General features: G+C 64.9%; 20 protein-coding genes and 5 pseudogenes. 10 read left to right on the forward strand and 15 right to left on the reverse strand.

Annotated elements, in window-relative coordinates; translation table 11 throughout:
* Positions 1-435 precede the first annotated feature (435 nt).
* The 3 genes from ACTWPW_RS53875 to ACTWPW_RS53885 form a co-directional block, all read right to left on the reverse strand.
* Complete coding sequence (locus ACTWPW_RS53875; RefSeq protein ID WP_443173536.1) at positions 436-747, reverse strand: hypothetical protein; 312 nt, start codon at positions 745-747, stop codon at positions 436-438.
* Between the two features lie 119 nt (positions 748-866).
* Positions 867-1688, reverse strand: coding sequence for a WbqC family protein (locus tag ACTWPW_RS53880; protein ID WP_443173537.1), 822 nt, complete (start codon positions 1686-1688; stop codon positions 867-869).
* Positions 1630-2301 (reverse strand): YdcF family protein, encoded by a 672-nt coding sequence (locus ACTWPW_RS53885; protein ID WP_443173538.1) that lies wholly within the window; start codon positions 2299-2301, stop codon positions 1630-1632. Before ACTWPW_RS53885 ends, ACTWPW_RS53880 begins: the two co-directional genes overlap by 59 nt.
* A gap of 81 nt (positions 2302-2382) precedes the next feature.
* Here ACTWPW_RS53885 and ACTWPW_RS53890 point away from each other — a divergent pair, with 81 nt between their 5' ends.
* From ACTWPW_RS53890 to ACTWPW_RS53905, 4 genes and pseudogenes are all read left to right on the forward strand, one after another.
* Positions 2383-2658, forward strand: a complete 276-nt coding sequence (locus ACTWPW_RS53890; RefSeq protein WP_443173539.1) for a hypothetical protein — start codon at positions 2383-2385, stop codon at positions 2656-2658.
* 816 nt (positions 2659-3474) lie between these two features.
* The gene (locus tag ACTWPW_RS53895) at positions 3475-3780 is read left to right on the forward strand and encodes a hypothetical protein (RefSeq protein ID WP_443173540.1); all 306 of its coding nucleotides are present in this window, start codon (positions 3475-3477) and stop codon (positions 3778-3780) included.
* A 250-nt stretch (positions 3781-4030) separates the two neighbouring features.
* Positions 4031-4354: a nuclear transport factor 2 family protein gene (locus ACTWPW_RS53900; protein ID WP_443173541.1), complete on the forward strand. Its 324-nt coding sequence runs from the start codon at positions 4031-4033 to the stop codon at positions 4352-4354.
* Between the two features lie 763 nt (positions 4355-5117).
* Positions 5118-5420: pseudogene (locus ACTWPW_RS53905) on the forward strand (thiopeptide-type bacteriocin biosynthesis protein); the annotation flags it as partial.
* On the opposite strand, the gene ACTWPW_RS53910 reads toward ACTWPW_RS53905, so the two are convergent.
* Positions 5304-5555, reverse strand: coding sequence for a hypothetical protein (locus tag ACTWPW_RS53910; RefSeq protein WP_443173555.1), 252 nt, complete (start codon positions 5553-5555; stop codon positions 5304-5306). The pseudogene ACTWPW_RS53905 and the gene ACTWPW_RS53910 sit on opposite strands and share 117 nt — an antisense overlap.
* Between ACTWPW_RS53910 and ACTWPW_RS53915 the strand changes: the two genes are divergently transcribed.
* Together ACTWPW_RS53915 and ACTWPW_RS53920 are read left to right on the forward strand one after the other, a co-directional pair.
* Positions 5554-5922: a thiopeptide-type bacteriocin biosynthesis protein gene (locus ACTWPW_RS53915; RefSeq protein WP_443173553.1), complete on the forward strand. Its 369-nt coding sequence runs from the start codon at positions 5554-5556 to the stop codon at positions 5920-5922. The genes ACTWPW_RS53910 and ACTWPW_RS53915 overlap by 2 nt on opposite strands.
* Before the next feature lie 80 nt (positions 5923-6002).
* Positions 6003-9104, forward strand: a complete 3102-nt coding sequence (locus ACTWPW_RS53920; RefSeq protein ID WP_443173542.1) for a lantibiotic dehydratase — start codon at positions 6003-6005, stop codon at positions 9102-9104.
* A gap of 303 nt (positions 9105-9407) precedes the next feature.
* On the opposite strand, the gene ACTWPW_RS53925 is transcribed toward ACTWPW_RS53920, so the two are convergent.
* Both ACTWPW_RS53925 and ACTWPW_RS53930 read right to left on the reverse strand, forming a co-directional pair.
* The gene (locus ACTWPW_RS53925) at positions 9408-10688 is read right to left on the reverse strand and encodes a lanthionine synthetase C family protein (RefSeq protein ID WP_443173543.1); all 1281 of its coding nucleotides are present in this window, start codon (positions 10686-10688) and stop codon (positions 9408-9410) included.
* The gene (locus ACTWPW_RS53930; protein WP_443173544.1) at positions 10685-13798 is read right to left on the reverse strand and encodes a lantibiotic dehydratase; all 3114 of its coding nucleotides are present in this window, start codon (positions 13796-13798) and stop codon (positions 10685-10687) included. Before ACTWPW_RS53930 ends, ACTWPW_RS53925 begins: the two co-directional genes overlap by 4 nt.
* 250 nt (positions 13799-14048) lie before the next feature.
* Here ACTWPW_RS53930 and ACTWPW_RS53935 point away from each other — a divergent pair, with 250 nt between their 5' ends.
* Positions 14049-14690, forward strand: coding sequence for a response regulator transcription factor (locus ACTWPW_RS53935; protein WP_443173554.1), 642 nt, complete (start codon positions 14049-14051; stop codon positions 14688-14690).
* A 72-nt stretch (positions 14691-14762) separates the two neighbouring features.
* On the opposite strand, the gene ACTWPW_RS53940 is transcribed toward ACTWPW_RS53935, so the two are convergent.
* Complete coding sequence (locus ACTWPW_RS53940) at positions 14763-16049, reverse strand: lanthionine synthetase LanC family protein (RefSeq protein WP_443173545.1); 1287 nt, start codon at positions 16047-16049, stop codon at positions 14763-14765.
* A 603-nt stretch (positions 16050-16652) separates the two neighbouring features.
* Here ACTWPW_RS53940 and ACTWPW_RS53945 point away from each other — a divergent pair.
* Positions 16653-17297 (forward strand): hypothetical protein, encoded by a 645-nt coding sequence (locus tag ACTWPW_RS53945; RefSeq protein ID WP_443173546.1) that lies wholly within the window; start codon positions 16653-16655, stop codon positions 17295-17297.
* A gap of 289 nt (positions 17298-17586) precedes the next feature.
* Here ACTWPW_RS53945 and ACTWPW_RS53950 read toward each other — a convergent pair.
* Positions 17587-18764, reverse strand: a pseudogene (locus ACTWPW_RS53950) (IS30 family transposase); the annotation flags it as partial.
* A 777-nt stretch (positions 18765-19541) separates the two neighbouring features.
* Here ACTWPW_RS53950 and ACTWPW_RS53955 point away from each other — a divergent pair.
* A complete protein-coding gene (locus ACTWPW_RS53955; RefSeq protein ID WP_443173547.1) occupies positions 19542-19766 on the forward strand; it encodes a helix-turn-helix domain-containing protein in 225 nt (74 codons plus the stop codon).
* Here ACTWPW_RS53955 and ACTWPW_RS53960 read toward each other — a convergent pair.
* Together ACTWPW_RS53960 and ACTWPW_RS53965 are read right to left on the reverse strand one after the other, a co-directional pair.
* Positions 19706-19930: pseudogene (locus ACTWPW_RS53960) on the reverse strand (transposase); the annotation flags it as partial. The gene ACTWPW_RS53955 and the pseudogene ACTWPW_RS53960 overlap by 61 nt on opposite strands.
* Positions 19831-20403: a hypothetical protein gene (locus ACTWPW_RS53965; protein WP_443173548.1), complete on the reverse strand. Its 573-nt coding sequence runs from the start codon at positions 20401-20403 to the stop codon at positions 19831-19833. The gene ACTWPW_RS53965 and the pseudogene ACTWPW_RS53960, both read right to left, overlap by 100 nt.
* Positions 20404-21058: 655 nt before the next feature.
* Between ACTWPW_RS53965 and ACTWPW_RS53970 the strand changes: the two are divergent.
* Positions 21059-21259: pseudogene (locus tag ACTWPW_RS53970) on the forward strand (IS30 family transposase); the annotation flags it as partial.
* An 87-nt stretch (positions 21260-21346) separates the two neighbouring features.
* Here the strand turns inward: ACTWPW_RS53970 and ACTWPW_RS53975 are convergent.
* The 5 genes and pseudogenes from ACTWPW_RS53975 to ACTWPW_RS53995 all read right to left on the reverse strand — a co-directional run bounded on the left by ACTWPW_RS53975 (position 21347) and on the right by ACTWPW_RS53995 (position 25106).
* On the reverse strand, positions 21347-21754 hold the full coding sequence (locus ACTWPW_RS53975; RefSeq protein WP_443173549.1) for an NUDIX hydrolase: 408 nt from the start codon (positions 21752-21754) through the stop codon (positions 21347-21349).
* 157 nt (positions 21755-21911) lie between these two features.
* Positions 21912-22367 (reverse strand): annotated as a pseudogene (locus ACTWPW_RS53980) (transposase).
* A gap of 90 nt (positions 22368-22457) precedes the next feature.
* Positions 22458-23774 carry an IS4 family transposase gene (locus tag ACTWPW_RS53985; protein ID WP_443173550.1) on the reverse strand — a complete coding sequence of 439 codons (1317 nt, stop codon included), beginning with the start codon at positions 23772-23774 and terminating at the stop codon, positions 22458-22460.
* A 139-nt stretch (positions 23775-23913) separates the two neighbouring features.
* The gene (locus ACTWPW_RS53990) at positions 23914-24540 is read right to left on the reverse strand and encodes a transposase (RefSeq protein WP_443173551.1); all 627 of its coding nucleotides are present in this window, start codon (positions 24538-24540) and stop codon (positions 23914-23916) included.
* Positions 24537-25106 (reverse strand): transposase, encoded by a 570-nt coding sequence (locus tag ACTWPW_RS53995; protein WP_443173552.1) that lies wholly within the window; start codon positions 25104-25106, stop codon positions 24537-24539. The genes ACTWPW_RS53990 and ACTWPW_RS53995 overlap by 4 nt, the downstream gene beginning before the upstream one ends.
* Between the last annotated feature and the right edge of the window lie 298 nt (positions 25107-25404).

Raw genomic sequence — 25404 nt, forward strand, 5'->3', positions numbered from 1 at the left:
AACAACCGCCGCCTTCACAGCGCCTGCCAAGACCTTCCACCCGCCGAATACGAAACCCTCTACCGCACAAAGATCAACTCGGCTACTCTCACCCCAGCCACGTAACCCGGTCTCCAACAAACCCGGCACGGTTCACTTGGCCCACACCTCAGTAGCGTGCTTGTAGACGCCCTCGTTCATGACCCGAATGCTGCGCTTGTGGCCACCCTTCGCGGGGCGACCAGGCCCTCGCCGGCCAGTCTGCAGTCCACCACTCTTAGCCGGTGACATTATCGGATTCCGAATCCCGAAAGGGAGATCTTCGGGGCGACACGCCGGACGAGTCTCAACCGTCCCACCGCCCACACGGATAGCGTCGCCCCGTTGCCCTTCCCACCCAGGCGGGGGCACGCCAGCCTCACCCTTTCGTGGCTGGCCTCCGAGAGCGCCATGAAGCTACGGGACGGGCTTCCACGGCCAGGGGCGTGGCCCGGCCTCTCCGCGCAGGCACGCCAGCCTCAGCATGATCTCGTCGTGCCATGCGGGATTCTCGGCGGCGACCTGGGCCGCCATGCACGTCATCCGGAATTCCCGGATGTCCCGCAGCGTCTCGAACCCGGCCCACGTGGTGACGTCGTGCCCATACGCCCGCACGAACAGGTCGTAGTCGTCGGTGGTGATGCCAGCCATCGTGAAGGCCTTCACCGCGGTGGAGGTGAGGTCCCACTCCGGCGGCCCGACCGAGCAGCGCTCAAGGTCGAGCAGCACCACGTCACCGTCGTCCGGGGCCGACGACGTTGCCGATCCACGCGTCGTTCTGCGGGCCTGCGGAATTGCGAGCGCCTGCAGTTCAATGACACCTCCTAGGAACCAGGCAGGCGCCGGCATCAGGGCACAGGTGCCCAGTGCCGCAGACGCGATTCCCCCAGGCCCACCACGAGCCGTGCCTGCAGGTCGGTAATCGCGCGCCGCAAGGCGTGTGGACCGGACAGCATCAGAGCATGCACGGCGCTCAGCTCACGGGCGGATGTCCAGATACCCGAGAGGGGGGTCTGGAAAGGCAGGACCTCGATCGAGTGAACACGGAACGCGGCAGGGTCCAGGTATCGCATGCCGCCGGTCCCGCACAGGTACGTCGTCGCACCCGTCAACCACGCAAGGTCAGCCAGCCGCTGTGACCGTTCCCCGCGAGCCAGCAAGTCACTGCTGTGCAGGATTTGTCCCTCCCACCCGACCTCCTCCAGCAGCAGGCGCGTGGACAGCTCCGTCACGTCCGCCAGGCGGTCCGTCTTCTCGAATTCGTCGAGCAAAGGTTTGAGCCGCCGCTTGAATGCTGGCCAGTGGGTGCTGTGCCGGTAATGGTCCGCGAGGAGCTGCGCAACGCGGCGTGGGCAGCGGGCGGGATCGGCCAGGCGCGCTCCGCGAATCGAGGTGGCGCGGCCGTGCGGCAGATGGGTGGCAATGGAAAGCCACTTCGTCTGCTCAGGAGCCTCAGGCGGAGCGAGGCGTGTGCGGTGCTGGTAGTCGCGTCGAGCGAACTGCACGTCGTCCAGGACGATCCAGTAGTCGGCAACGTACAGCTTCGCCAAGGTCGCAAGCCGCGGGAAGAGGTTGGGCTGGTGGATAGCGCACATCTCGCCGTACGGCAGGTTAGGACGATAGGAGTCTGCTGTCGAATCCGGCGCGGAGAAGAGCCTGGTAGGCGTCATTGACATCTCCTGGTACGGGCTGCTCGATGGCGTAGCCGAGCTTGGGATACTCGATCACGCGCTGGAGGTCACCAACGAGCATGTCGATGATCAGCTTGGGATCGCCGATCGAGCTGACGTAGTCGTCCAGCTCCAGCGGCTCGGAGGCGCACACCACATCGACCTCCGGCCACACTTTGCGCGCGGTGGCGTAAGCCCGGCGCTCCATGTACGGCTTGGAGATCAGCAGCACCGATGTGGGCTGCGTCCCGGAGTCGGCTAGGAGTTGCCGGGACAGGCTGATGTTCTGCCCGGTGTTGGTCGCGCTCGACTCCACCAGGATCGCCTCATCAGGCACCCCGAGCTCAAGCGCGTGCTCGCGGTAGTGGACGGCCTCACCACGGGGGAAGCGCGCCGCGGTGGTGGGGCTGGTGGCGCCGGAGAAGACGAGCAGCGAGAACCATCCCGCGTGATAGAACTCTGCCGCCGCGCGTGCCACGCCGAGATCGTGACTGCCCAAGCCGATGGCCACATCGCACCGGCGCAGGTCGTGGTGCATCTGGTGGTAGTCCCAGATGGTTCGGGCGTGCTGCCATTGCTCGTCGGTGATGACCTGCTGCTGCTTGACGCTCACTCGGCTGCTCCCTGTTCGCCCTGGCAGAGGAGGACGCTGCTCCCTCTGGATGGTCCGCTGAAGACCCTCGATGCTGCGCAGTTGGTGCGCAAGCCCGTGCTGCGCAGCCTCTCGCGCGGCACGATCGAGGATCATCAGCCCATCATCCACGGTGGCGGGGTCGAAAAGCATGATGTGTCCGTAAGCCGTCTCCAACCGCACGCGCTGCATGGGGGCGTCGGTGAGGGTGGTGGCACGGGCAAGGTCGATCAGCCGCAGCGCCTCAGAAAGGTCTCCGGCGCCCCGGCGAGCCAGGGCAAGTTTCTGATGTGCGACAGACCAGTCCTCGGGCTCGCCAAGGTTCTCGAAATCCCCTGATGGCCGTTGCCATCAGGCGGGCGGCATAGTCGTTGTTTCCGTTCTTGCTCAACGCCGTCCCGACCCACAAGCGAGCGCGTGTGCGGTCCCGGGCGCAGAGTCGATCATCGACGGCCAGCGCCTCGTACTCGGGGCAGCCGGCATCACCCTGCTGACCGTTGGCGTCATGGCGGGAGTCATAGCCGCCCTGCTCACAGCAGCGGTGGCATGGTCTCGCGTCCGCACGCACCGACGCACCCATGGAGAGCAGGGCACACCGTACCCGAGGCCATCGCAGGCGCCATCCTCGGTGCCGCGACGTGCAGCTTGGCCTACCACCTCATTGCCTGACAGCGGGCAAGCTGCCAGGAGGCACACGTCCGCGCCGGTGGACGAGCGACACGTACAGCGGCATGGATCCGGATGCTCCAGCCAGGCCGCGCTGCTCGCGCTGGTGCACCACGGCGGTGGCTGCGTCCGTCGTGGTGCACGAGTCCAAGCCGTCCCCCCGTCGGCCTTCCCCACATCCCGGAGGGCACGGCGAGCTCACCTCATCGGGGCGCTGCCCAGAGGCGGCCGGACACGAGGAAAGGGGGCTTGCCAGGCCGCTGGCCCGTCTTCCACATCCAATGCGTGGGCGCACAACGCCCGTCCACCTCGCGGAAGACTCCACCTGTGTGCATCTCTCCTACATCCACTGCGCCCTCAACCCGCCTCTGTCGGGGAAGACCATGTGGCTGGAGGCTCGCGGCACCCCACCCTCGGCAATGGCCCGGTCGGGGGCGACATGGCCGTGGGGCGGCGGCAATGTCGTCCCACGGCCGTCCCTCTCGTCCCATGGTTAGGTGGAGTTGGAGTCGGTGGTTTGGGGGATGGCAACTGGCCGGTGCCCGGGATGACCCGGATGCCGACCAGGGCGTCGAGGATGAGTTTGCCGGTGGGGACGGCCGGCCGCCCGGCGTGCAGACCGTTGACCTTGGCGGCGCCGCGGCCAGCGAGGGCCTGGCAGAAGATGAGCAGGGCCAGGCAGATGACGGCGATCAGCGCGTGGATGCGGCGGTTGTTCTTCAGGTACAGGTAGGTGACGGCCAGCGGGCCCTTGAAGGCCTGATAGCGGCGCTCGACGGCTTCCTGGCCTTGTAGTGGCGGAGCACCTGTCCGGCGTCGGCGCTGACGGGGGGCAGGTTGGTGAGTAAGGCGTACCAGCCGTCGGCGTCGATCGCGTTCTGGTTGAAGTACCAGCTCAGGGTGGGTTTGTACCTACCGGCAATTCGCTGAGATCACGTTAATGGGGCACCCGACATGGCGCCGACAAGTCAGAACGGAGACCGCCGACGCGTTCATGGCCACGGCAGTAGGCAAACGTGCGCGGGTGTTTGGCATCATCGGAGCCATGACTGAACCGGCTGACATCGTGGAGCGTCAGCTCGCCGCGTATAACGCTCATGACCTCGACGCCTTCGCCGCCACCTATGCCGATGACGTGCGTATCAGCCGCGCGAATGGTGGCGAGATACGCGGTCGCACGCAACTGCGAGAGGTGTATGCCCGGCTGTTCGCTCAGCGCCGATACAAGGCTGAGGTCGTCGGGAGGCTCGCGGAGGGAGACTGGGTCGTCGACCACGAGATCACGCACGGGGCGGACACTTCAGTGCGAGTGCTCGTCGCCTACCGGGTCCGCGACGGCCTGATCGATCGCGTCGATTTCCTCAGCTGAAGATGCGATGTCCGGTGATTACTTCTGCCCTCGCCGCCGATTCCGGTGAGGCCCCCACAGGGCGTCTGGCACCCATGTGATCTCACTGCCAAGGAGTCGCTTCTTTGCCATAGATAGCAGCTTTCCTGCCAATGTTGTCGTAGTTAGCAGATGAAGTCTGGGGCCTATTGCGTAGTTAGTTGCGTCAGGTAGATACTTCGTTCTTAAGTGGCCTGATGGGGCTTATGTCCCAATGACCGATAGGAGATCATCATGCCCTCGGAGTTCGATTTGAACCCAATGGCTCTGCTTGTGGAAGCCAACCGTGATGACAGCCTCGACGCGAAGCTCCTTACTAGCACTACTACGGTCAGTGACGCGTCACCGATCTTCCACTGAGAAGAAGAATTTCGTGACCTGGAGCACTTGATCGAGATACAGCGAGGGTCGTCCACGAATGGTCAGGGTTGAGATGCATAAGTGCCCTTTTCTGATCGTTGGCCGACTCCCTGGCGAATAGGGCATCCGAGCAGGGTGTTCCAAGGCCCGCGTGCAGGTGAACCAGGCACTTCACTGAAGTGTCTGGTTCACGTGCTTGATGGTGGCACAGACATCTTGTGATTGCGCGCGTGCGTCTCGGCCGGCGACGTCAGCGCCACTAATGGCCCGCCGCGAGCCGCTCTATCGCGGCTCGGAACCTGAGTGAGGTGGCGGCGTCGCGTACGCCGTTTTGTTCCTCGCTCCGATCTCGCTCGATCGAGCCGGACCTGCGAAGAAGGGGACGATGGACGAACTACCCCAATGGTCTCAGATCACAGTCCAGTTCAACGACTACAAGACTGCCGAACATCACGCTCTAACCCACTTAGGGCCCGTGCTACGAGAGGCCCAATCCGCCGGCCTGATCACGTCCTGGTTCTTCATTCGGAAACAACGATGGCGGTTTCGCTATCAGCCATCCGACACCGATTCAGAAGCAAAGAAGTTCCTGCATGATGCCGCGAACCACATGCGAGCCCGCGGCTACATCTCCCAGTGGATTGAAACAATCTATGAGCCTGAGATACAAGCATTTGGTGGCGGCAAAGGAATGGAGATCGCCCACCGCCTGTTCCACACCGACAGTCACAACATCTTCCTGAATTTCGGACAGTCCAACGACAACGTCCGCCCCACGGGACAGGCGCCGAGAGCTGTCCATCCTCCTGTGCACCACACTCATACGAGCCGCTGTACAGGACCGGTTCGAGCAAGGAGATGTGTGGGCCAAGGTCATGGAACTTCGCCCGGCCAAGAGCACGGCGAGCCCGGATCAATGGGACGCCTTCAAAACCGCCCTACTTCGTCTCCTCACTGCAGACGGAACTGTGCTCAATGCCGGCTCGGTACACTTCGCTGACCAGTGGCTTCCCGCCTTCGAGCATACAGGGCGAGCACTGCGAACCCTGGCGGATGAAGGGCTACTCACCCGGGGAGTCCGCGCCGTAACCGCTCACCACGTGATCTTTCATTGGAACCGGCTCGACCTTCCCTACCACGCCCAGGCGAACATCGCGTTAGCGGCCAAAGAAATCATGTTCGGCGACTGACGGCATTGGCTCCTTCAGCTATGCGGCGCCGACCGCAGTTTCAGGCAACCGGACGCTCGAACGCGACGCAGGGACTTCCCATGAGTGAACAACAGCGATTCGCCGCCGGCGCCGTCGCCATGCTGCGCATGCCGGCAGCGCCAGTAGCGCGAGCTGCCGACGTCCCCACCGAACTGGTCGACGCAGGTGACGAGGCGGGCGGGGCATTCCTGGAGAAGGTTCTGCGTGACCCTTCCCTACGCGAGGCCCTGGAAATTTCCAGCGAATCGCTGGCCGGCACATTCAACCGGATCGAAGAGAGCATGCCGGTAGGGGCGGCTAAGCGCCGCCGGCTGGTCATGGCCACGGCGCGCTACCTGCTGCGGATGACCGGTCGCCCCACTCCCTTCGGACTGCTCGCGGGCGTCGCCATGGCCACTTTCGGCGACAAGACCAAGGTTCGAGTTGGCAGTGCTCACGCCAAAGGGGTGCGTCCTGACGCCGGCTGGCTGGCCATGTTACTGGCCGACTGGGAGCGTCAGCCGGATGTTCGCAGGCAGTTGCGAGTGGTCGCCAACGACCTGTGCATCGTACGAGGAGACCGGCTGGTGCTCCCCTACGTCCGACGCGGCGGTCAAGAGAGCGAACTCGTCAAGATCGCCAAGGAGGTGTCCGTCCGCTACACCGAGCCTGTGCGTCTGGTCATGGAATGGGCCGCACGTCCGGTCTCATACACCGAGCTGCTCGATCGGCTGGCGACGGCTTTCCCACGAGCGCCCGCAGACGCCATTGAGGCCATGACCGGTCAGCTCGTGGAATACGAGATGCTACTCACCGACCTTCGCCCGCCGCTGAGCGGCGATCCCCTGGCTTACGTCCTGGACCGCGTCGCCGCGGTCGAAGGACTGGCGGAGATGGCCGAACTGCGCGAGATCTCCGCGGCGCTGACCCGCTACGCCGAACGCCCGCCAGGGGAAGGCCGACTCGCGTGGCGGGCAGCTGTCGGCGCGATGAGGGCGCTGCGGCCAACAAACAAGTCCCCGATCCACGTGGACTTGCGCTTCGACATCGATGTGACACTTCCGCGGTCAGTAGCCGACGAGGCCGCGGCGGCCGCCACAACGTTGCTACGGATTTCCGCGCCCGCGACTGACCCGACGCATCTGCAGCGATATCACGAAAAATTTCTCGACCGCTACGGCACCCACCAGCTGGTCCCGTTCAACGAGACCGTGGACTCCGAACGGGGCCTCGGCTACCCAGCCGGATACCAAGTGCCCGTGACTGACCATCGGGCCGAGCCGGACGCGGAGCGCCGTCGTCCGCGCGACATGCTGCTTGCCGAGCTGGCCGCACGAGCTCTGTTGTCCGGGTCAGGCGAGGTCGTGCTGAACGACGAGCTCGTGGGCCAGCTGGCCGGGGACGAGGGAAACCTCCGGCCTCCACCTGAGTCCGCGGAATTGTGCGTACAAGTCCTCGCCGAGTCGGCGGCGGACCTGGATGAGGGCAGATTCCGGCTGATGGTTGCGCCTATGACGGGCTCGTCGGCTGCCGGGTCCATCTTCGGGCGCTTCGCCTACCTCTTCCCCGAGGGCAGCTATCCGATGGCTCCCCTCCCCACCGGTGCCGGTGGCGACGGACCGGTGCGGACTCAGCTGATCTTCCAGCCGATCGATCCGCGCGTGGCCAACGTCGTGCAAGTGCCAATGGTCTGCGACCACACCCTCGTTGTGGGCGCGTTCGCCGAGCGGTCGGATCCACATGTGCTCTCCACGAATGATCTCCTGATGGGGGCGGACGATCACAGGTTGTTCCTGGTGTCGGCTCCGCACGGCCGTGAGATCATGACCGTCTCGCCGCACATGCTCAAACTCGCGCGGCAAAGCGCGAACGCCGTCCGTCTCATCAGCGAAATCTCCGACAGCGGCCGGCACCGCCTGTATGGCTGGTCGTGGGGCGCAGCCGAGTTGCTTCCCTGCTTGCCTAGGGTGCGCTACCGCCGGACCGTGTTCGCGCCAGCTCGCTGGCGGGTCGACGCCCGCCTGCGTGATCGCGGCCTAGGCGACGATGAGTGGTCCGCTGCTCTTGATGCGTGGCGCGCGGAATGGCGAGTGCCCGACCGGGTGCAGGTGACGATCGCCGACTACCGAGTGGAGCTCGACCTCGCCGTGCCGCTACACCGCCAGCTGTTGCGTCACGAGCTGGCGCGCCACCCTGACACGGTGGTGTGTGAGCCGCCGGGCACGGCTGCAGAGACACAGTGGCTGGACGGGCACGCCAACGAGATCGTCATCCCCCTGACGATCACAGGTGGCACTGACCGAGCCGTCGCCAGACCTACCCATAGCGACCGAGCCCTGCGCCCCCGACACCTGCCGGGAGGCGAATGGCTCTACGCGAAGCTGTACAGTGCACGCGATAGGCAAAATGAGATCCTCGGCAGGCACCTACCGGACCTGCTCGCAAATTTGCCCGCATCGGTAGATCGATGGTTCTTCATCCGCTATGCAGATCCAGACCCGCATCTGCGTCTGCGCTTCCACGGCGATCCCGTGGACCTGCACAAGCACCTGCTGTCCCGCATGCGTGACTGGGCCGGAACGCTGACTAGCGCAGGTTCGGTGGCACGCTTCGTGCTTGACGCCTACGAGCCCGAGGTCGCCAGATACGGCGGCGCCGAGGCGATCGAGGCCGCCGAACGGGCATTCGCCGCCGACAGCGCCGCTGTCCTAGCCCAGCTCAACCTGTGCGAGCGAGGCCTGCTGATCGACGCGGAGCTCCTCACCACAGCCAACTACGTCGACATCCTACGTGGTCTTGGAGACTCCGACTGGCAGAACTGGTTGCTGTCACGAATGCCTCGAGGCGATCACCACGCTGCATTCCAGTCGATACGCAGGGAAGCAATCAGGCTTATCGACACCGATGGTGACTGGCCCGCGCTGGCCACCGAGGCAGGCGGTCCCGAGCTGCTGGAAATCTGGAAGTCACGCCGACCCGCCGTCGCGGCTTATGGACAGGTCGTTCGGCGGTTGACGGCCGATAAGCGGCTGAGCAGCTCCCGCCTGGCAGTGGTACGCGGACTGCTGCACGTGCACCACAACCGTTTTATCGGCATCCAGCCCACTACCGAGTCCCGAACGCTGGCAATCGCGCGAGGCGTCGTAGAAGCTGGTCTCTCACGGAAAAGATTCCTGGCATGAGTCATAAGACAACAAAGCCGACGTAGCCACCATGACGGCCGCTCAGTCGCCAAACGTCCGGGTTGAGCCCTCGCGGAAACGGTTGTCAACGACGGCTGGCTGACCTTGCGTGGTTGACTGGCGCGACGACGTACATTTGGCGTCGATTTTGGCGGCGGCTCGGCCGTAGTTTCAAGCGTTTCGTGAGAAGAGAAACTCCCATTAGCGGAAAGGCCACGGGTTGCGGAAGTTGAGGGCGTACCATGCGGCTCCAAGAACAGGCCCGCTCACGCTTCTCGGGGATGCCTCGCCGACCAGGCTGTCTCATGCGAGGAGCAGCGCTGCGTCCCACTCGAACCGCGGCAGTCGTCCAGTCGCATAGCCGTGCAATGACAAAGCTGTCCCCGCGGCGCCTTCCAGGAGCCCTGGGCCATCGTGGGATGCAGGAGATCTTCCGGTCGGGAAGCGGAATCCGAAGGCCGCCTCGGATTCGAAGAGAGCCAGGGTCCTCTCCGCGGCCAGGTCAGCCACCCTCTCCCCTGCCTCGGAACCGTCAGCTGCGATGCGTACGGCAGTCTGCAGCAGTCCCGCCCAGCCGTGACAGATTGCAGCGGAGCGCAGATTGAGATGTTCCACTGGTCGCTCAAGAGCGGACAGCATCGCTCGGTCCGCTACTTGCCTCCAGTCCGGCCGGTTGAGCGCAAGGCCCGCAATCTGGATCGCGCGCGCAAGTCCGGGAGTGCCGTAGCACCAGCTTCCGACGTAGCGCGGGGGCACGGTTTCGCGGCCCTCATGCTGCTCCAAACTGACAACCGTAGGCCAGCACACGCCATACCCGTCCACGAACTGCCAACGCAAGAGCCAATCAACAACGCGTTCGATCGCCGCTTGCTGACCTGGAACAATCACTCCCATCCGCCATGCCAGGGACAGGAGGACGAGCGGACCTGAAATCCCGTGGGCGAGCCCGAAGTTGCCGTGTCCCCAAGCGTACGCTTCGACCGCCTCCTGCGACATCTCCGCGAACGGCCGCGAATCGACCCACCAACCAGGCACATCGGCGCGTTGGCGCTCGGTGACCGCTACGAGGTAGCGCAGGATTTCGCTCACGCTTTCCTGATGGGATCGAGTCAACAGCAGGTACCGTCCAAGACCTGTCAACCCACTGATCACGTCGTAACTCTGGACGGTTGCCAACCCCGTAGTCCTGAGCGTTCGCAGTTCTGCGGCGCAAAGAGAACCGGCAGCCTGTGAGAGGCGAGAGTCCAGTTGCCCGAGTACCGACGTGTAGTCGCCGTCCTCGACCGCATTGGCCCTCGCGGCAAACGCGATCGAAGCGAGGCCCGTGTACAGCGACATATCCACCTGGACCGGAATCTCGGCAACCGCTTGCGAGAGCATCGCGTGTGCGATGTCCCGCCAACGGGAGTCATCCCTGCCTAGCTCGGCGAACAACAGCGCCACTGCCGGGTAACCACGCGAGAGCGACCAGCCCCCCGGTTTGCTGGGGTCGGACAGGATCGCCGCAGCCACAGCGCCCGGGTCGGACAGGCGTTCCGCAACGGTTTCGACAAGGTTCGCGGCGGACGCGCGACGGCCGTTCACCGCAGGAACCGGGAGCGGTTGCGGACCGTTTCCACAATCCCTCTGGCCACGGCGTAAGACGCCTTCTCAAGGTTCTCGTCAATACCCAGGAAGCGGTTGCTATGCATGTGCAGCATGCTCGATGCCGCTCCCCGGACGAGGGGGGCCTGGTCGCCGAAGCGGGTGCGGAGTGCCTCCCCGTAACGGGCATACGCAGCGGATCGCTCCGCCCACGTGGTGATCAGCAGTGGCCCTCCCGGGACGCCGGAGAGCGCCCGCCACTCCCCCGTTGGATCCAGCGCGCGTGCCGGCGTTCGGCGACTCTGGAACTCCCCATGAGTGTCTTCCTTCTTGGGGTACGTCAGGAGCAGCCAGTCGGCCCAGGCCCGACCATACAAGCCGCGAGCGGCGTCGAGGTGGTCCGAGGCCAGCACCAGCATGGGCTCGAGTGCGAGACGACCTTGGGAGATGAGACGGAGCTGATCGATGACAGCACGGCTGTCGGCGGCGAAGGCCTTTTCTGCCAGTTCCATCAGCTCCTCGCCGCCGTACCTGGTGTATTCGGGCTCGTAGGTGTCCATGATCGTTCGTTGGAGGACCCCGGCCTCGCGGGCGGCGCCCGCCCAGTCGTTCAATGAGGCGAGCACATTGCCCCACAGCACCGGCGGCTCGCCGTGCAGGCGAAGCCGTATATGAGGCTCCGGATCGCGATACCGCATGAAAAACCAGCGATCCACCAAGTCCTCTACCTGGTCAAGAAGGTCGGGCAGATGCTCGGTCAGCAACTCGTCCTGGTGCTCTTCAGGCAGATAGAGCTTGGCGAACAGCCATTCGCCGCCTGGCTGATGCACCCGGCCTGCCGAGGCCACGGTGACGGTCGCCGTAGACCGGACCGGTTTCGGGCTGTCTCCGCGGGGAACCAAAGGGACCACGATCTCGTTGGCGTACCCTTCAGTCCATCCGGTACCGAACTGCCCACCCATCGGCAATTCGGCTACAGTGAGCCGCCGGACCTTACTGATCTCCTGTCGGAACAGTCGCTGGTGCAGCGTGATGTCCAGATCGATCGGGAGGCGCTGATCTTCTGAGACGATCTCGATCTTGCTGGGAACGGACCACAGCTCACGCCACTCCTCCAGGGCGGTCAGCCAGGACCCCCACGACCGGCTGTGGTCTTTGAGTCCGGGCGACGGTAGCCAGCGAGCCGGAGTGAGCGCGGTTCTGCCGTAGCGAACCCGAGGCAGGTACGGCAGGCGAGCCAAGTCCCCCCACAGCCACGGCCGAGCCGACCGGCGACGGACCTGCGCTATGTCTCCCAGAAGCCTGACCACGTTCGGCTTGCCGGTGTGGGGATTGAGCAGATGCAGAAAAATCGGCACGATCTCGCGGTCCATGGAACGAGAGACGACCCGCAGGCCGGCAGAGTCGGCGACGATCAGCAGATCGCTCAGTGGCAGCGTCGCCGGATCCTCCCGGTTGTCGTAGCCGCCGATCACCATGCGATGGGGTAGCACCTGCGGTACTCGAGACACATTCCCATACCGGTCGTCCGTCGGTTGAAAGAACACCTGGACGGGCAGAGCGCCTTCGCCCTCGTGGACTTCCTTGATCAGGCACTGAAGAGAGGGCACCAGTTCCGGAAGCATATGGAGGAATCGACCGAAATAGGACCCCGCGCAGGGGGCGCCGATGGTGGGCGGGAGCGCCAGGTGGAACTCGCCAGCGCGCATCGTCTCCAGCGAATCGGCAAGCACGGTCGCGCACAGGTCCAGGGACTGAGGGCTGTCGACTTCAAGATTCGTCGAGGTCAGCTCGCGTAGCACCGACTCGTCAAGCAGTATCTCGCGAGCGCCCACGACAAGGGATTTCTGTACGAGGCCGGCGAGGATCTGGGCGCGGTTGGTGTCCCCAGGAGGAGGAGCCTCCTCCTTCCGCTGGGCGGGTGGCCATTGGTAGCCGGCCGGTGCGCCAAGTCCGCGGAGGGGGTCGAGGAGCTCTTTGAGCCCGACGCCGTGATCATAGCCATATCGCTCGACGAAAGCCTGGTGGTAGTCGCGCAGGTACGCGGGCACAGGGTCGGGATTCGTCCTCCACAGCACATCGGCGGCTGTGGCCAGTTCCTCGGCGACGTTGACCGGAAGGACGGCGTGCGCGTCCACGCGCATGTCGACCTGAAGGGACCGGTTGCCGGGAAGCACGGCCGCCAGGGCCTGCTTGACCTGAAGCACAGCCCCGTGAGCCTGGCCGGCGAGCGAAGACTCGAATGTGGAAATGGAGTCCCGGACCGTAGTCAGTTGCACCGCTTGCGGATGGCCGGCGGCGCTCAGCCGTTCGACGACGTGTTCCAGAGGGTCCGGCGCATGCTGCGGAGGCCGCAGGTCAGTGAGGAGAATCTCGTGCTCGATCAAGGTATCCAGCATCGCGGTTATGTGGTGCTTGGCTGACCCCGGAAAAGCCGACAGGAGTTCCTCGACCAGATCCGGATAAGACACTGGCCGCACCGTGAGACTCATCGCGCGCTGGACCGCCGCAGTGTTGCTGACAGAGATTTCATGGTTCTGCGGGCCAGGATCGCTGATGTGCCGCACCCCGGGCATGATCAGTCGGGTGCCGCGCACCAGGGCGAGGTCGTTGCCGACGAGGCGGAGCCGGCGTAGCACGTCAGGGTGGCGTTCCCAGCTCCGGACGAGCTCCATCAACCACCCCATGTCAGGCCGTGCGGCCTTCGTGACCTCGGAGTCGTGGCGGAACTGTGTCCGGTTGCCGAAATCCAGGGTCGCCACCCCCGCCATGAGGCCGAACGGCATGGGCCGATGCGACATGCGCAGCTGGTACTTGGTGACGCTGTACACGGCCCTCTTCAGGCGCGCGGTGGCTACCGGCAGCCCAGAGTCGATCAACGACAGCGTGTGTGCCAGCGAGGCGCTGGACACCGCCAAGGCCTCGTACACGAGCGGGTCCGCAGCGGCCTGGCGTAGATAGGCCAGCAGGCGATCCCTCTGGTCGGGCGACTCAGGGTCCAGATCCGGTGCGTCAGCAGGTACCGGTTGCATCGGCAGCCTGGGCAACCTGAGGAGCCCGAAAGGCGCCGCCGCGTAAATCGGCGCTTCCCGCTCTGCTGAGGCTTCCATCGATGATCGCCATCTCACCTGCGACAGTGTCCGTTCAAGCCGTAAAGAAGGGAATTACCCGAACGTGGAAGGATGCCACCCTGGCGGTATTTCGTGGATCTTTGGCTAGTGTCTGCCTGTTACCGGCCCCGCCGACACCGTACGTTGGCCGGAAGCTCTCGGTGAACAAAGGTGCCGAATGTACTTGCACACGTCCTGCGACCCTCTGGAGCCGGCGGACTACCGCCGCATCCTTTGCGTCTTGGATGAGGTGGCCACCGATCCGGCAGGCGGCGGATTACGCCGAGCCCTGCCTTCATCGCTCGCCACTCACTTCGGCTGGAAGCTGGCCTCGACGATCGACGGCCCAGCGCCGCCGGGCAGGCCGAACTCCGGGTTCCCGATGATCGTAGGTACCGGCAACGGACATCACTACCGAGTCACTACAATCATGTGCACGCACCCTCCTCATGCCGGGCACGGGTTGGTCATGCTGAACGGCCCCATCGCGGGCGGACAGCACGGGCACATCGTCGTCTCGAGGCTTGGCGGCTCGCAACCACGAGACCTCTACCTTTCGGTTAGTTTCTCCCTGGGTACAGCGGGACAACGTGAAGCGATGATCCTTTGCAAACTGAGCCTTCACCTTTCCGCACAGGTGGCGTTGCGAGAGTCAGAGACCGAGAGCCGGAGACAATGGACGGCGCTGACTCCTCGGGAGCATGACGTCGCGGAGTTGGTCGCGGCAGGCTTGACCAACGACCAGATTGCGAATCGGTTGTTCATCACCATCGATACGGTCAAGAAGCATTTGACGCATATCTTGTCCAAGACTCGGTGTAGCAGCCGAACGCAGCTGGCGATCGCATGGCGTGGGTCTCGCCCCGGCAGGCTGAGTGCTTCAGTCGAATGACAGGCACCCCGAACGCGAAATGGAAGGATATCGGTTCGCCACAGCCGAGTGCGACCTCGAAACGTAAGAGGATCATGACAGCAGGAGCAGCCGTCCCCACTGAGGCGGTTGTTCGATATGTCCCGCGAGCAGCCCCAGTGCCGTGCCGGCCGCACCTCTCAAAAGACCAGGATGGTCGACTTCCGTCAAGCCCTCACCCTCCACCTCCCGGAATCCCAGTGGGCAATTGGCGCGGTAACGTTCGTACAGCTGCTGTGTCATGGATTTGCCGGCCTGCACGAAAATCGCGTCATTGGTGTCCTTGGCGAACGCCAGAGTGAGGAGCAGTTGGCCCGCCAGCCCATGACATACGCTTGGTGAGCGGAGTTCTGGCTCCTTCTCGCAGTGGCTCCGCATCGCCTCCACGGCGAGCCCTCGAAATCCCGGCTCGTCGACCGCTTCGCCTGCCAGGTACAACGCTCGGACGATGCCTGAACTGCCATGACACCAAGAGCCCGCATGCACCGGCAAGCTCCCGCCGCCGCCATGCTCCGCTGGCTGCAGTGCTACCGCATCAGGCCACAGTATGCATTCCCCCACCGCAGCGGCGCGCTCAACCAACCAGTTCCCCGCCCAACGGATCCCGCTCTCGATTCGAAGGCTCGCGAACCGGAAATGAGATTCGAGCAACGACAAGGCGGCCAGCAGTCCGGCCACACCATGTGCTACACCGCAATCCACGACCAGACCGTCGGATGCGTTCCGGATCATCCGCCGCAATCCGCCCTCGCGCAGGACGTCCGCCAGGGCGAGCGCCACGGCTCGCGCCACGCTAAACACCTCGGGGGATGACGCGCGGCAACACAGGAAGCCCGCCCAGCCTGACAGGCCGTTCACCACGTCGTATACCCCAGGGCCGATGGCCGGAGCTTCGGCTTGGGCCCGCATTCTCGGGAGGAGCAGGTCGTCCAACTGCCGGAGCAACCCATGATAGCGCTCACCCGAGCGGCTTGACATCCAAACCGCCGCCGCAAATCCGACCGCCCCTGTGAAGAGAGAGTGGTCACCCAGTGATGCGGTGACATACTCGACACCGTCGGCCAGCAGAGCGTGTCCGGCATGATCCCAACCCTGCCCGGGAAGCACCTCGTCAAAGGCCGCACACATGACGGCGAGTCCGGCCCCTCCCATGGAGAAGGAGGAGGGGCGCCAGGTATTGACGGCTGTCTTGACGGTGTTGGCGGTCAGCTGCCGCAACGAGCGACATCGTAGATCTTCGTCAATCACCCGGCGCGCGACCTCTTCAGCTCGAGCCAGGAGTGCTCCGGCGCTCATGCTTTCGCAAGGGTCCCTCAGCAGTACCTCGAGGTATAGCAGCACGTGTCGGCAAGCGTAGTGGGGCACGTGGCGACCCACGTGGGAGGGTAACTGTCACGACCGGCGTCCCGGTTCTGGTTGGCCGGCGTGGCAGCCGGCAGAGCACGAAGCTGCAGATCGAACGGATCCTGGGACTGCACCGATGGCATAGCGAACTCCTTGCTGAAATCGTGTGATGTCCCCATTCTGCCTAGCTTCCAGCTCGACTCCTATGGCTCCAAAGTGGAAAGAAATCGCTACGCCGGTGGTATTCGATGCCGACTGGCTGTCAGGAGAGGCCCACAGGTATAGCCTCACCACCGGGGATTCCCGGGGTTGTCGCAACGCGGTGACTGATCTCTGGCGTCGAGGAGCACAGCGAAGCCGCTCGGCTGGGCTGCTCCAGCCGAGCGGCTTCGCTGTCCAGCACAGATGATCCAAGACATGGGCTGCGGTTGGCCAGGCTCATAACGGCTCCTGTCTGCTCCGGTGTGTCGGGCTGGCGGTGGCGCCGCGGGATGAGTGCAACCTCTGTGGTGATCAGAGCTGTGCGCTGGCACTTCTCGTGATCGGAATTGTCGTGATCGGTCGCTACCCTGTCGTCTCCGCTCATCAAGGGAGAAGAACATGAGTCCGGTTACGCCCGACATGATCAACTATTACATACAGCTCCTCAAGGACCTGGATCAGCTGGATCCCTACATCAACAACGCGATGTTCTGGATGGTGGTGCGAGGGCGGGCAGAGCCCCTCACGGTCACTGACGTCGCGCGTCGGCTCGATGTCGACCTCGACACGGCAATTCCCCGCACAGTGCTGGAGCCGGGGCGGGAGAAGGTCGTCGTTCTGGAACAGAGCGAGCACGGTGTGGTCGTGCTGGCGTCCAACGCCTACATCAGCGATCCCGGCATCTGGGCCCGCCTGACCAAGAATGCGCAGGCGTGGGGTTTCGGGTGGCTGATCAACAGCGCCAACAGCTTGTTCTACGCCGCCGACGGCAACCTCATTACCGAGATGAACGTTTTTCGTCCTAGCCCTGAGGAGTGCACGGGCAGAAATCCACGGGCGCTGGACGACCATCTCGGTGCTATTCGGGCGCTCGTGGCACGAAGGGAGGCTGATGACCGGGCAGGGGCATTCGACGCTCCCCCCTATCCCAGATATCCGCACTTCCAGACCGCCCTGGCAACCGTAGAGGCGATGACAGGCGTTCACCTGGACCGCGATCGGTTCACCCGAAACCAACTATCTATCTACCCCCGTGGCCTGTAGTGATCGCTCAGCGCGGACACTGGCACGTTCATAATTGCCGTGTTCGGCGACGAACATGACGTTCCTCACCTAGCGGACTCCAGCAAATTTCAGCGGTGTGTCACCATGACATGGAAGGTCACCGTCTCACCATCCGGCCCATGCAAAGTCCCCGAATCGAATGCCCGACCGCGCAATGCGCAGAGCTGTTCGAGCTCGCCAAGGCGATGCTGGGCACCTTCAGCAAGTCTCGGGGGCATCCCTCAGCGGGCTTCATTGCCGCTGTGGAGAAGCATGGCGAGAAACTCCTGGCCGGGGTGTTCCAATCGAGCGTCTTGCGTGGTCGGGCATCAGGTCGGCGGCGACGGCGTCGAGGCCCTCGCGGCTGTGGACCAACAGGTCGGTGCCTTTGAGGAAGTATTACCGGAGCAGCCTGTTGGTGTTCTCGTTGGTGCCGCGTTGCCACGGGCTGGCCGGGTCGCAGAAGTAGACGGGCATGTCGGTGGAGATGGTGAACTCGTGGTGGCGGCCCATCTCGCTGCCCTGATCCCACGTCAAGGAGCGCTTGAGATGGACGGGTAGCGTCGCGACGGTGCCCAGCAGGGCGTCGCACATGCGCTCAGCGCTGCGGTCGACGGGCAGGTGCACCAGCAGTACGCGGCGGGTGGTGCGCTCGACCAGGGTGTGCCGATCGCCGAACCGCCGTTCTTGCCGATGAAGCAATCGCCTTCCCCACGGCCGGGCACGGCGCGATCATCGGCCTCAGCCGGCCGCTCGCTGATCATCACCATGGGCGCGCTGGAGCGCGGCTGGCGCTGCTGGACCAGACGGCGCGGCTCGCGCACGGCGCCGCCGGTGGGCCGCGCCCGGGTCAGCTCACGACGCATCTCGCCGCGACCTTGAACGTCGAGCGCCTGGTAGATGGTCTCGTGACACACATGCATTTCCACCCGCTCCGGAAAGGTCCGGCGCAGGCTCCAGACGATCTGCTCCGGGCTCCAGCGCTGCTGCAAGTGCTCTTGAAGTCGGCCCGCAACTCCGGGTTCCGCCCGATCTTGCTGGGCTTGGGCGCGGCCGGCGCGCGCCGGCACGCCCCTGGGACGCATGCGGCCGGTACTGCCCGCCTGTGGGGTGCCGGTTGCGCCGGATCTCGCGGCTGACGGTCGAGGGAGCGTGGCCCTGGTCTCGCGCGATCTCCCGGATTTGAGGCCTTCTCCCGCACTCGGTCAGCGATGTGGATCCGCTCGGTCTCGTTCAGGTAGCGGCCACGCACGTCTGGGGGCGCCGCCGATGTGATCTGCAGCGCCCCCCGGTACTACCGGTCGCATTGCGTCCGTTACGCCATCGCCGTCCCCTTCGGAAGTTGATGCCGACGATCCGGCACGCCTCCTGGTTACTCACGCCCTGCTGCACGAGCCGCAGGTATGCCGCCCGCTCACGGGAAAGCCTCCCGCGGCCCCCGGCTGCGTTCCCCGTCTCCCCGGACAGTCGAAGTCCATCGCATTCCCTCCACTGGGGCGTTGCGATAACCACTAGATCGGAAGCGGCGGAGGTTCTGGCCGTGCGCTGTCTACGTACGTAACCACCAGGGCGCCAATCGCGGCGCGCGACCGTGGCTGGTTTCGATCCAAGGAAGGACGTGACGTGCTCCACACCATCATCTACATTCTTACGGGTTTGCGTTCCACAGCACATATAGTGCCGAGTATTGCCAGTCACCCCTGCACTCGAACTCTCTCCACCACGCCTTCTGCAGACCAATAGAGGCCTGCATTTCGCACTTATTCTTCGCATTGTCTCCGTAGGGACTTGATGACGTGCCGGTGTAGGTGTCGTAGAGCTCAAACCCTGCAGAGGGGCTAATTTCAGTAGCAGGTACTGCAGCCGATTTGGCCGCTGCCGTAGCACTAGATATCATAACAGTACCGAATGAGAGCATTGCAGCGATACCCGCTGCCGCAACGCCGAACCTTCGGGATTTCGATATAGAGAGCATGGCATGTCCTTTCGCTGGATTTCGGCTCTAGGATAACTGTGCATCGTCAATGACAAGCTTCAAAGTGTCCAATCTGCCAATGAACCCCTGATTCCTGCCACAACAGCGGTTGAAAGTCTGAGGTAGCACGGCGTGGTTGCGTGCTCGCGGCGGGGGGTGGGGAGTATCCCGGTGGGATGCGTTACCCGGATGGTGGTCGTCTGGCCCCGGCGGCGCGAGCCAAGCGTGAACAGGTCCGCTTGGAGGCTGCCGGGTTATTCGCCGCGGGCATGTCGCCGCCTGCGGCGGCCAGGCGTCTGCGGGTCTCCCGCAAGTCGGCCTATGTCTGGCACAAGGCCTGGCGCACGGAACGGGCCGAGGCGCTGGTGTCGAAAGGGCCGGGCGGGGCAGCACTGCCGGCTGAGCGCCGCAGGTGGCGCGCCTGGAGGCCGTGCAGCCCGTTCGTGTTCTCGTTGGAGCCGCGCTGCCACGGGCTGGCCGGGTCGCAGAAGTAGACGGGCATGTCGGTGGAGATGGTGAACTCGTGGCGTCGGCCCATCTCGCTGCCCTGATCCCACGTCAAGGAGCGCTTGAGATGGGCGGGTAGCGTCGCGACGGTGCCCAGCAGGGCGTCGCACATGCGCTCAGCGCTGCGGTCGACGGGCAGGTGCACCAGGATCGCCCGAAGATGTCGAGCTGGGCGTAGATGGATCGGGCGTTGAGATAGGAACGGCGGGCGGACAGCGGGCCGGCTACCGGCTGCCGCTCGAACAGGCTCACTCGGGCAGAGCGGGCACCGCCGGCGCGGCGTTCGTCCAGCCGGTCTGCAGGATGAGATCGGTATTGCTCCCGCCCGGCTGCATACCCCCGAACTTGTCCGACAGCAGGACCACGTGGGCGGCGTCGACGATCAGCCTCCTCGCGATGTTTTCCCGCCTTGGCCTTCGGGCCGGTGGCCTGCGGCTGGTCGATCGAGACGACGGCGCCGCTCCTGCCCAGGTCGTCGCGCCCGGCACCCTCGGCGTGCACGCCAGGCATGGTCAGCAGCAGCTGGTAGGCCGCGGCGCGGACCTCCTTCGGCGCCGGGAGGCGGTAGAGCAGGTCGGGCAGCGAGCCGGCGACGAAGGAGTCGGTGTTCCTGCTCTCCTCCACCTGGGCCCCCTCGTCAGCCAGGACTTCAGCGCAGCCGGGTCGGCCGGCAGCCGCTGCACCTCCTCGTACGTCAGATATTGCCCAGCGAGGAAGAACTTCGGGTTCTGGCTGCGGATCGGGCTGACGTGACCCCTGATCGGCAGCGTGGACAGCACCACCGTCTGGCCGGCCACATCGTGGGTCCACGTGACCGGCGAGCCTTCACGCCTCCACGCCTGGCGGTCACTTGGCTCCCTTCGGGTATGCCCCCGGTACCCGAGCCAGCCCCTGCCGTCCGCCGTGTGCCACTGCTCGGTGAGTCGCTGCTGAACCACCCAATAGGGGTTCTCCGGCTGCCGACCTGGCGGTGGTTGGTGTTGCGCGACAACATCCGCGTGTGCCAGTACGTCCCCTCCGGCGCCGACGCGGCCGCCAGCCGCGTGACCGGCGCCTTGGTCAGGCCCGGCAGCGTCAGCACCGCCGCGGCGCCCATCGCCAGGCAGGCCTCAGGGACGATCAGCCGCCGCCCCGGTGCGGTCGCCAGCTTCATGTGCATCCTCCGTGGTCGCGTTGTGACGCCTCCCAATACGCGCGAACGCCCCGCGAGGTTGCCTGCGGCACTCAGGCAACTGCCTCCTTCTAGCGGTCGTCGCAACACCCCAGCTCGGGGAGTGCGATGGAGTTTGAGATCCGCGAGATCCGGTCCCCTCAGGGGCGGCGGAAGCTGACCCGTGAGCGGGAGGAATACTTCCGGCTTATGGATCAAGGTTTCAGCAGCATGGAAGCGTGCCGCATAGTCGGGATCAACTACCGGACCGGGAAGAGGTGGCGGAACGGCTCGGGACCGAACAAGGCGAAAAGGAAGGAAGGGGGCCCCGCCGGTTCGGCGAGACACTGTTGGCGAAGTAGATCAAACAGAGGCGACCCCGTGATCACCTACCATGTTGGGAGGTGATTGGGTGGGTCAAGACTTTGGCTCGTCAAGAACGAGGGCTCCCGTCTGGACGAGCAGGGGAAGCACCTGGTTACGAACCGCTGGGGCCAAGCGCGGTCCATAACTGTCACGCCCATCGGTCCACCCCAGAGCGGCAAGCTCCGCGGCGGCCTTTGGACGTCCGGCCAGTCTGGCCGTGAAAACCGTCATGCGCATTGGCACGCCCTCAATCGCTGCCATGTCCTCGACCTGGCCGAGCAGGTCCATATCCCGCGGCGCGACCCCGAGTTCCTCGTTCAGTTCCCGAACCAGGGTCTCCTGCGGGCTCTCCCCAGCTTCAGGCTTTCCTCCGGGTAGGTAAAACACCTCCGGCGCCACCTTCTTGCTTACGACGAGCAAACGCCCCTGATGGGTGACGGCCGCCGCCACCACGTTCATAACACGGTCACCTAGCACGCCTGCCAGCATTCCAGATCAGGCGAACCCGGCCGCAGCGGAGAAGACTCTCTGGTCTCCCGCCGGGTTCAAGGAGCCCTCGGTTCTCTCAAGACCGGATCGTGACGATCACGAAGCTTGGGTTAGAACCTCCTTATGCCTACCTAGCCAACGCTGCGGGCCGCAGGGCAGCGAAGTGCGACGTGCGGGTCGGGGCCAGAGGTGTTCCGGTCAGCCAGGCGTCGATCCGGGTGAGGTTCATCGCGGTGGCCATGAACACGTGCTGCAGGTGGGTCTTGGCGGTCCCGCGGTAGCGGGAGCGCCGCAGGCCGAAGCCTTGACGCCCTGGGCGATGGTGCCCTCAATGCCTTGCCTGTGGGCCGTAGCGTTGCTGCCATTCGTCGGTGCTCTGCCTGACCCGCGCGCGTTGCAAGGCTTCGTGCTCTTCCCGCGGGCGCAGGGTGATGCGCCGCCCTTTGGCCCCGCTGGTGCACAGGCCCCGGCTGGGACAGTCCTTGCAGTCACGCATCGAAAAGCGCAGCCGAACGACCGGAGCTCCGCCCTGGTCGACCTCGTTGACCCAGGGCAAGCTGGTGGCCCCGGCGGGACAGGTCATGACGCGGTTGTCCCAGTCGATGGTGAAGTCGCTGACGGCAAAGCCGTTGCCCTCGGCGCTCTGCCAGGCGTTATCGGCAATGCCGGGAAGTTAAGGGCTTGGGGCTGCTGTCAACCGATGTTCGGTGAGGACGTTGATGGTGGTGTTCGCGCGGTGGTTGGTGCGGTCGACTTGTCCTTTGGCTCGGTGTTTGGAGATCGCGCGTTTGACGATGCGAGGGCTGATGCGTTCGCGGCGTTGTGGCAGGGGATCTTCAAGGAGGGTGCGTCCGATACGTCCCAGCAGGTCGATGGTGGTGCCGGCGAGAATGCCGGCGGCGTGGATCACTTGATCGCGGGCGGTCAGCAGGGCGATGGTGAAGCTGGCCCGGTCATCGGTGATGCCGGGATGGGTGGCGGTGGCGTCGGCCATCGCCAGTCGCAGCACCTGGTAGGCGGTGAGCAGGGCGTAGATCTCTTGGTCGACGCCTGCCGGGGTACGGGCGCGCAGGACCCGCCCGCCCAGAATGGTCGACTTCAGTTCGAGGTAGATCGTTTCGATCTCCCAGCGCTGGTGGTAGAGAATGACGAGGTCTGGGGCGGGGTAGCGGTGCTGGTCGAGCAGGCTGGTGATCAGCCGGTAGCGGGTGGTTCGCCGGTCGGTGCCGGACAGGGTGACGGTGATGTGGGCGTCGATGACCCGGATGGGCACCCCGCCCAGCACGCTGGTCCACGACCCGTCGCTCAACGTGGTCAAGCGGGGCAGGGCCCGGCTGTTCTTGCAGCGGATCACCAGATCCGCCCCGGTGCCGGCGATCGCCGTGACGAGGTCCTTGACCGCGAAGTTCCGGTCGGCCAGCAGCACCATTCCCGGCCGCAGGCAGCCGAACAGGGCGGGCGCGTAGCGGGTCTCGCCGGTGGTGAACGGGCCGAAGGTCGCCGCGAGCAGCGTCCGCGTGCCGCACACGACGACGGCCAGCAGCCGGACGAGGGGATAGCCCGACCCGCCGTGCGAGCCGCTTTGATGTCCGAACCGAGTCAGATTCGCCGGGCTGTCCGGCACCGACATCGTGGTGCCGTCGATCGCGCAGACCAGAAGCCCTCGCCACCGCAACGCGCCCGCGGGCGGGCCCGCCAGCAGCTCGAACAGCGCCTTCAGCGGCGCTACTCCGACCCGGCGTCGCGCTTGAGCCAGCGCCGAGGACGACGGCGGCGCTCCCGAGCCGGCCAAACCCGACACCAGCCGGGCCCATACCTGCCGATAACCCATCCCGGCGAACAACCCCGCCGCCAGCAGCAGGTACACCATCACCCGCGAGGGCAGATCCCGCAGCCGCCGCTCGACCGCACCCGTTTCCGCCAGCACCTCATCAACCATCTCGAAGGGGATGATCTGCGTCAGCTCGCCCAGATGACCCGGCGCGAACACCCCTGCCGCGCTCCGGGTGGCCGATGTGACCGTGCTGATGGCGGCGGCCAGGGCAGACCTGGCAGACTGTCGGCTCAACGGAGATCCAGTCTGTTACGGATGGTTGTGGAAGATCACCCGTTCTACTGGATCTCCGTTCTCATGTCTCTGGTTCAGCCGAACACCTTGACGCAACCGCCAGCCGTCCTAACTTCCCGGCATTGGCGTTATCGGGCATCATCGGTCCCAGCAGTTCGATGCCGCGGCGATCCGCTCGTGCGAGGTCGTGGGCGCTCATGTAGCCCCGGTCGGCCAGGTGCACCGCCGACGTCAGTTCACGCGCGGCCAGTGCCTCATGGACTTGCTCGGCGGCTTCGTAGTCGCTGCCAGGCGATGAAGCGGTGATCACGTTAGTGATCAAATGTGGAGCGTCGGTGTCGCACGTCTCGGTGAGATGGACCTTGTAGCCGTTCCAGTGGGAGTCGCGCATGGTTCCGGATCGGGCGTCGCCGTCGTAGGGCGATATCTGGCGGATCGTGCCTGGTGGCTGCTCGTCAGGAGTTCGCCAGCGCAGTTGATCGTCGATGGTGACGTACTGCTGGATCCACACGTGGCGCAAGTTCTGCACCGCGGCGATGTCGCGCAGCCATGCAGGTGCGCTCTCCGAATAGACCGCGCGCAGCACGCCGTACCCATCGGCGCCAATCTCGTGGCCGAGCCGGATGCGCTCGGCCTTGTCTTGGGCAGCCGGAAGTCCTCGATGCGCGCCTCGTACCGGTCGAATCATCCGGGTTCGGCCTGGGTCAGCAGCCAGTCCGGCGCTGCTACGGCCAGCGCGTTCAGAGCGGCTCGTGCTGTTTCGTACACCTGTTCCAGCCGGTTCATCGTGCGCGTGGCCATGAGCACGTGAGTGGAGTCGGTGCGCTGTCGGCCGCCGGCTCGTAGCAGCCCGGCGGTGTCGGCACGCTCCAGGATCGTGTCGAACAGGCTCTGTTCAAGCGATCCTGTGATCAGGCGATCACGGAACTCGCTGAGCACCGAGTAGTCAAAGCCGGCGTCGGTCAGCTCCAACCCGAGGGCGTACTTCCAGTCGATCCGCGCTCGCACGGCCTCGGCCGCCTGCCGATCGGACAATCCCTCTCCGAACTGCAGGATCGATACCAAGGCCAGACAGGCAGCGGACAGTGCCGGACGACCGCGGGTGGAGAAGGCTGCCGCGAAGTCCGCGTCCTCAAATAGGACGCCCAGCGCATCCCGTATACGAATCGCCAGGCTGCCTTTCGGGAAGGCAGCCCGAGCCACCGCCAGAGTGGCGGCCGGGATCTGGTTTGAACCAGTCGAACGCAGCGACACTCACGACTCCATCCGCGAGCAGGAACAACGATGGCGGCCCCATGATCACGGATGTGATCATGGGGCCGCTGCGTTTTGATCTACTTCGCCAACGGTGTCTTCGACGACCGGCGAGGCCCCTTCAAATGTCTCCCGCTACCTGCGGGAAGGCAAGCGGAGCTACATCGCTGACCCCGGAGTTCCGCAGTTCCTGGTGGTGCTGGTGACACGGTTATGGGCAACAGGCCAGGTAAGCGGCGTTCGCGGTGGTGGCACAAGGAAGTCCGATCCGTGTCACTAGGAACACCGCTCGACACCT

The organism is Nonomuraea sp. KM90 (assembly GCF_052246675.1).
Lineage (GTDB): Bacteria > Actinomycetota > Actinomycetes > Streptosporangiales > Streptosporangiaceae > Nonomuraea.

What these genes read in the sequence shown, in the direction of transcription:
- ACTWPW_RS53880 (WP_443173537.1), bottom strand. Translation starts at nt 1,688, where the DNA reads ATGACGCCTACCAGGCTCTTCTCCGCGCCGGATTCGACAGCAGACTCC.
- ACTWPW_RS53895 (WP_443173540.1), top strand. Translation starts at nt 3,475, where the DNA reads ATGGTTAGGTGGAGTTGGAGTCGGTGGTTTGGGGGATGGCAACTGGCC.
- ACTWPW_RS53900 (WP_443173541.1), top strand. Translation starts at nt 4,031, where the DNA reads ATGACTGAACCGGCTGACATCGTGGAGCGTCAGCTCGCCGCGTATAAC.
- ACTWPW_RS53910 (WP_443173555.1), bottom strand. Translation starts at nt 5,555, where the DNA reads ATGAGTGTGGTGCACAGGAGGATGGACAGCTCTCGGCGCCTGTCCCGT.
- ACTWPW_RS53920 (WP_443173542.1), top strand. Translation starts at nt 6,003, where the DNA reads ATGAGTGAACAACAGCGATTCGCCGCCGGCGCCGTCGCCATGCTGCGC.
- ACTWPW_RS53930 (WP_443173544.1), bottom strand. Translation starts at nt 13,798, where the DNA reads ATGGAAGCCTCAGCAGAGCGGGAAGCGCCGATTTACGCGGCGGCGCCT.
- ACTWPW_RS53945 (WP_443173546.1), top strand. Translation starts at nt 16,653, where the DNA reads ATGAGTCCGGTTACGCCCGACATGATCAACTATTACATACAGCTCCTC.
- ACTWPW_RS53955 (WP_443173547.1), top strand. Translation starts at nt 19,542, where the DNA reads ATGTCGCCGCCTGCGGCGGCCAGGCGTCTGCGGGTCTCCCGCAAGTCG.
- ACTWPW_RS53975 (WP_443173549.1), bottom strand. Translation starts at nt 21,754, where the DNA reads ATGAACGTGGTGGCGGCGGCCGTCACCCATCAGGGGCGTTTGCTCGTC.
- ACTWPW_RS53990 (WP_443173551.1), bottom strand. Translation starts at nt 24,540, where the DNA reads ATGATTCGACCGGTACGAGGCGCGCATCGAGGACTTCCGGCTGCCCAA.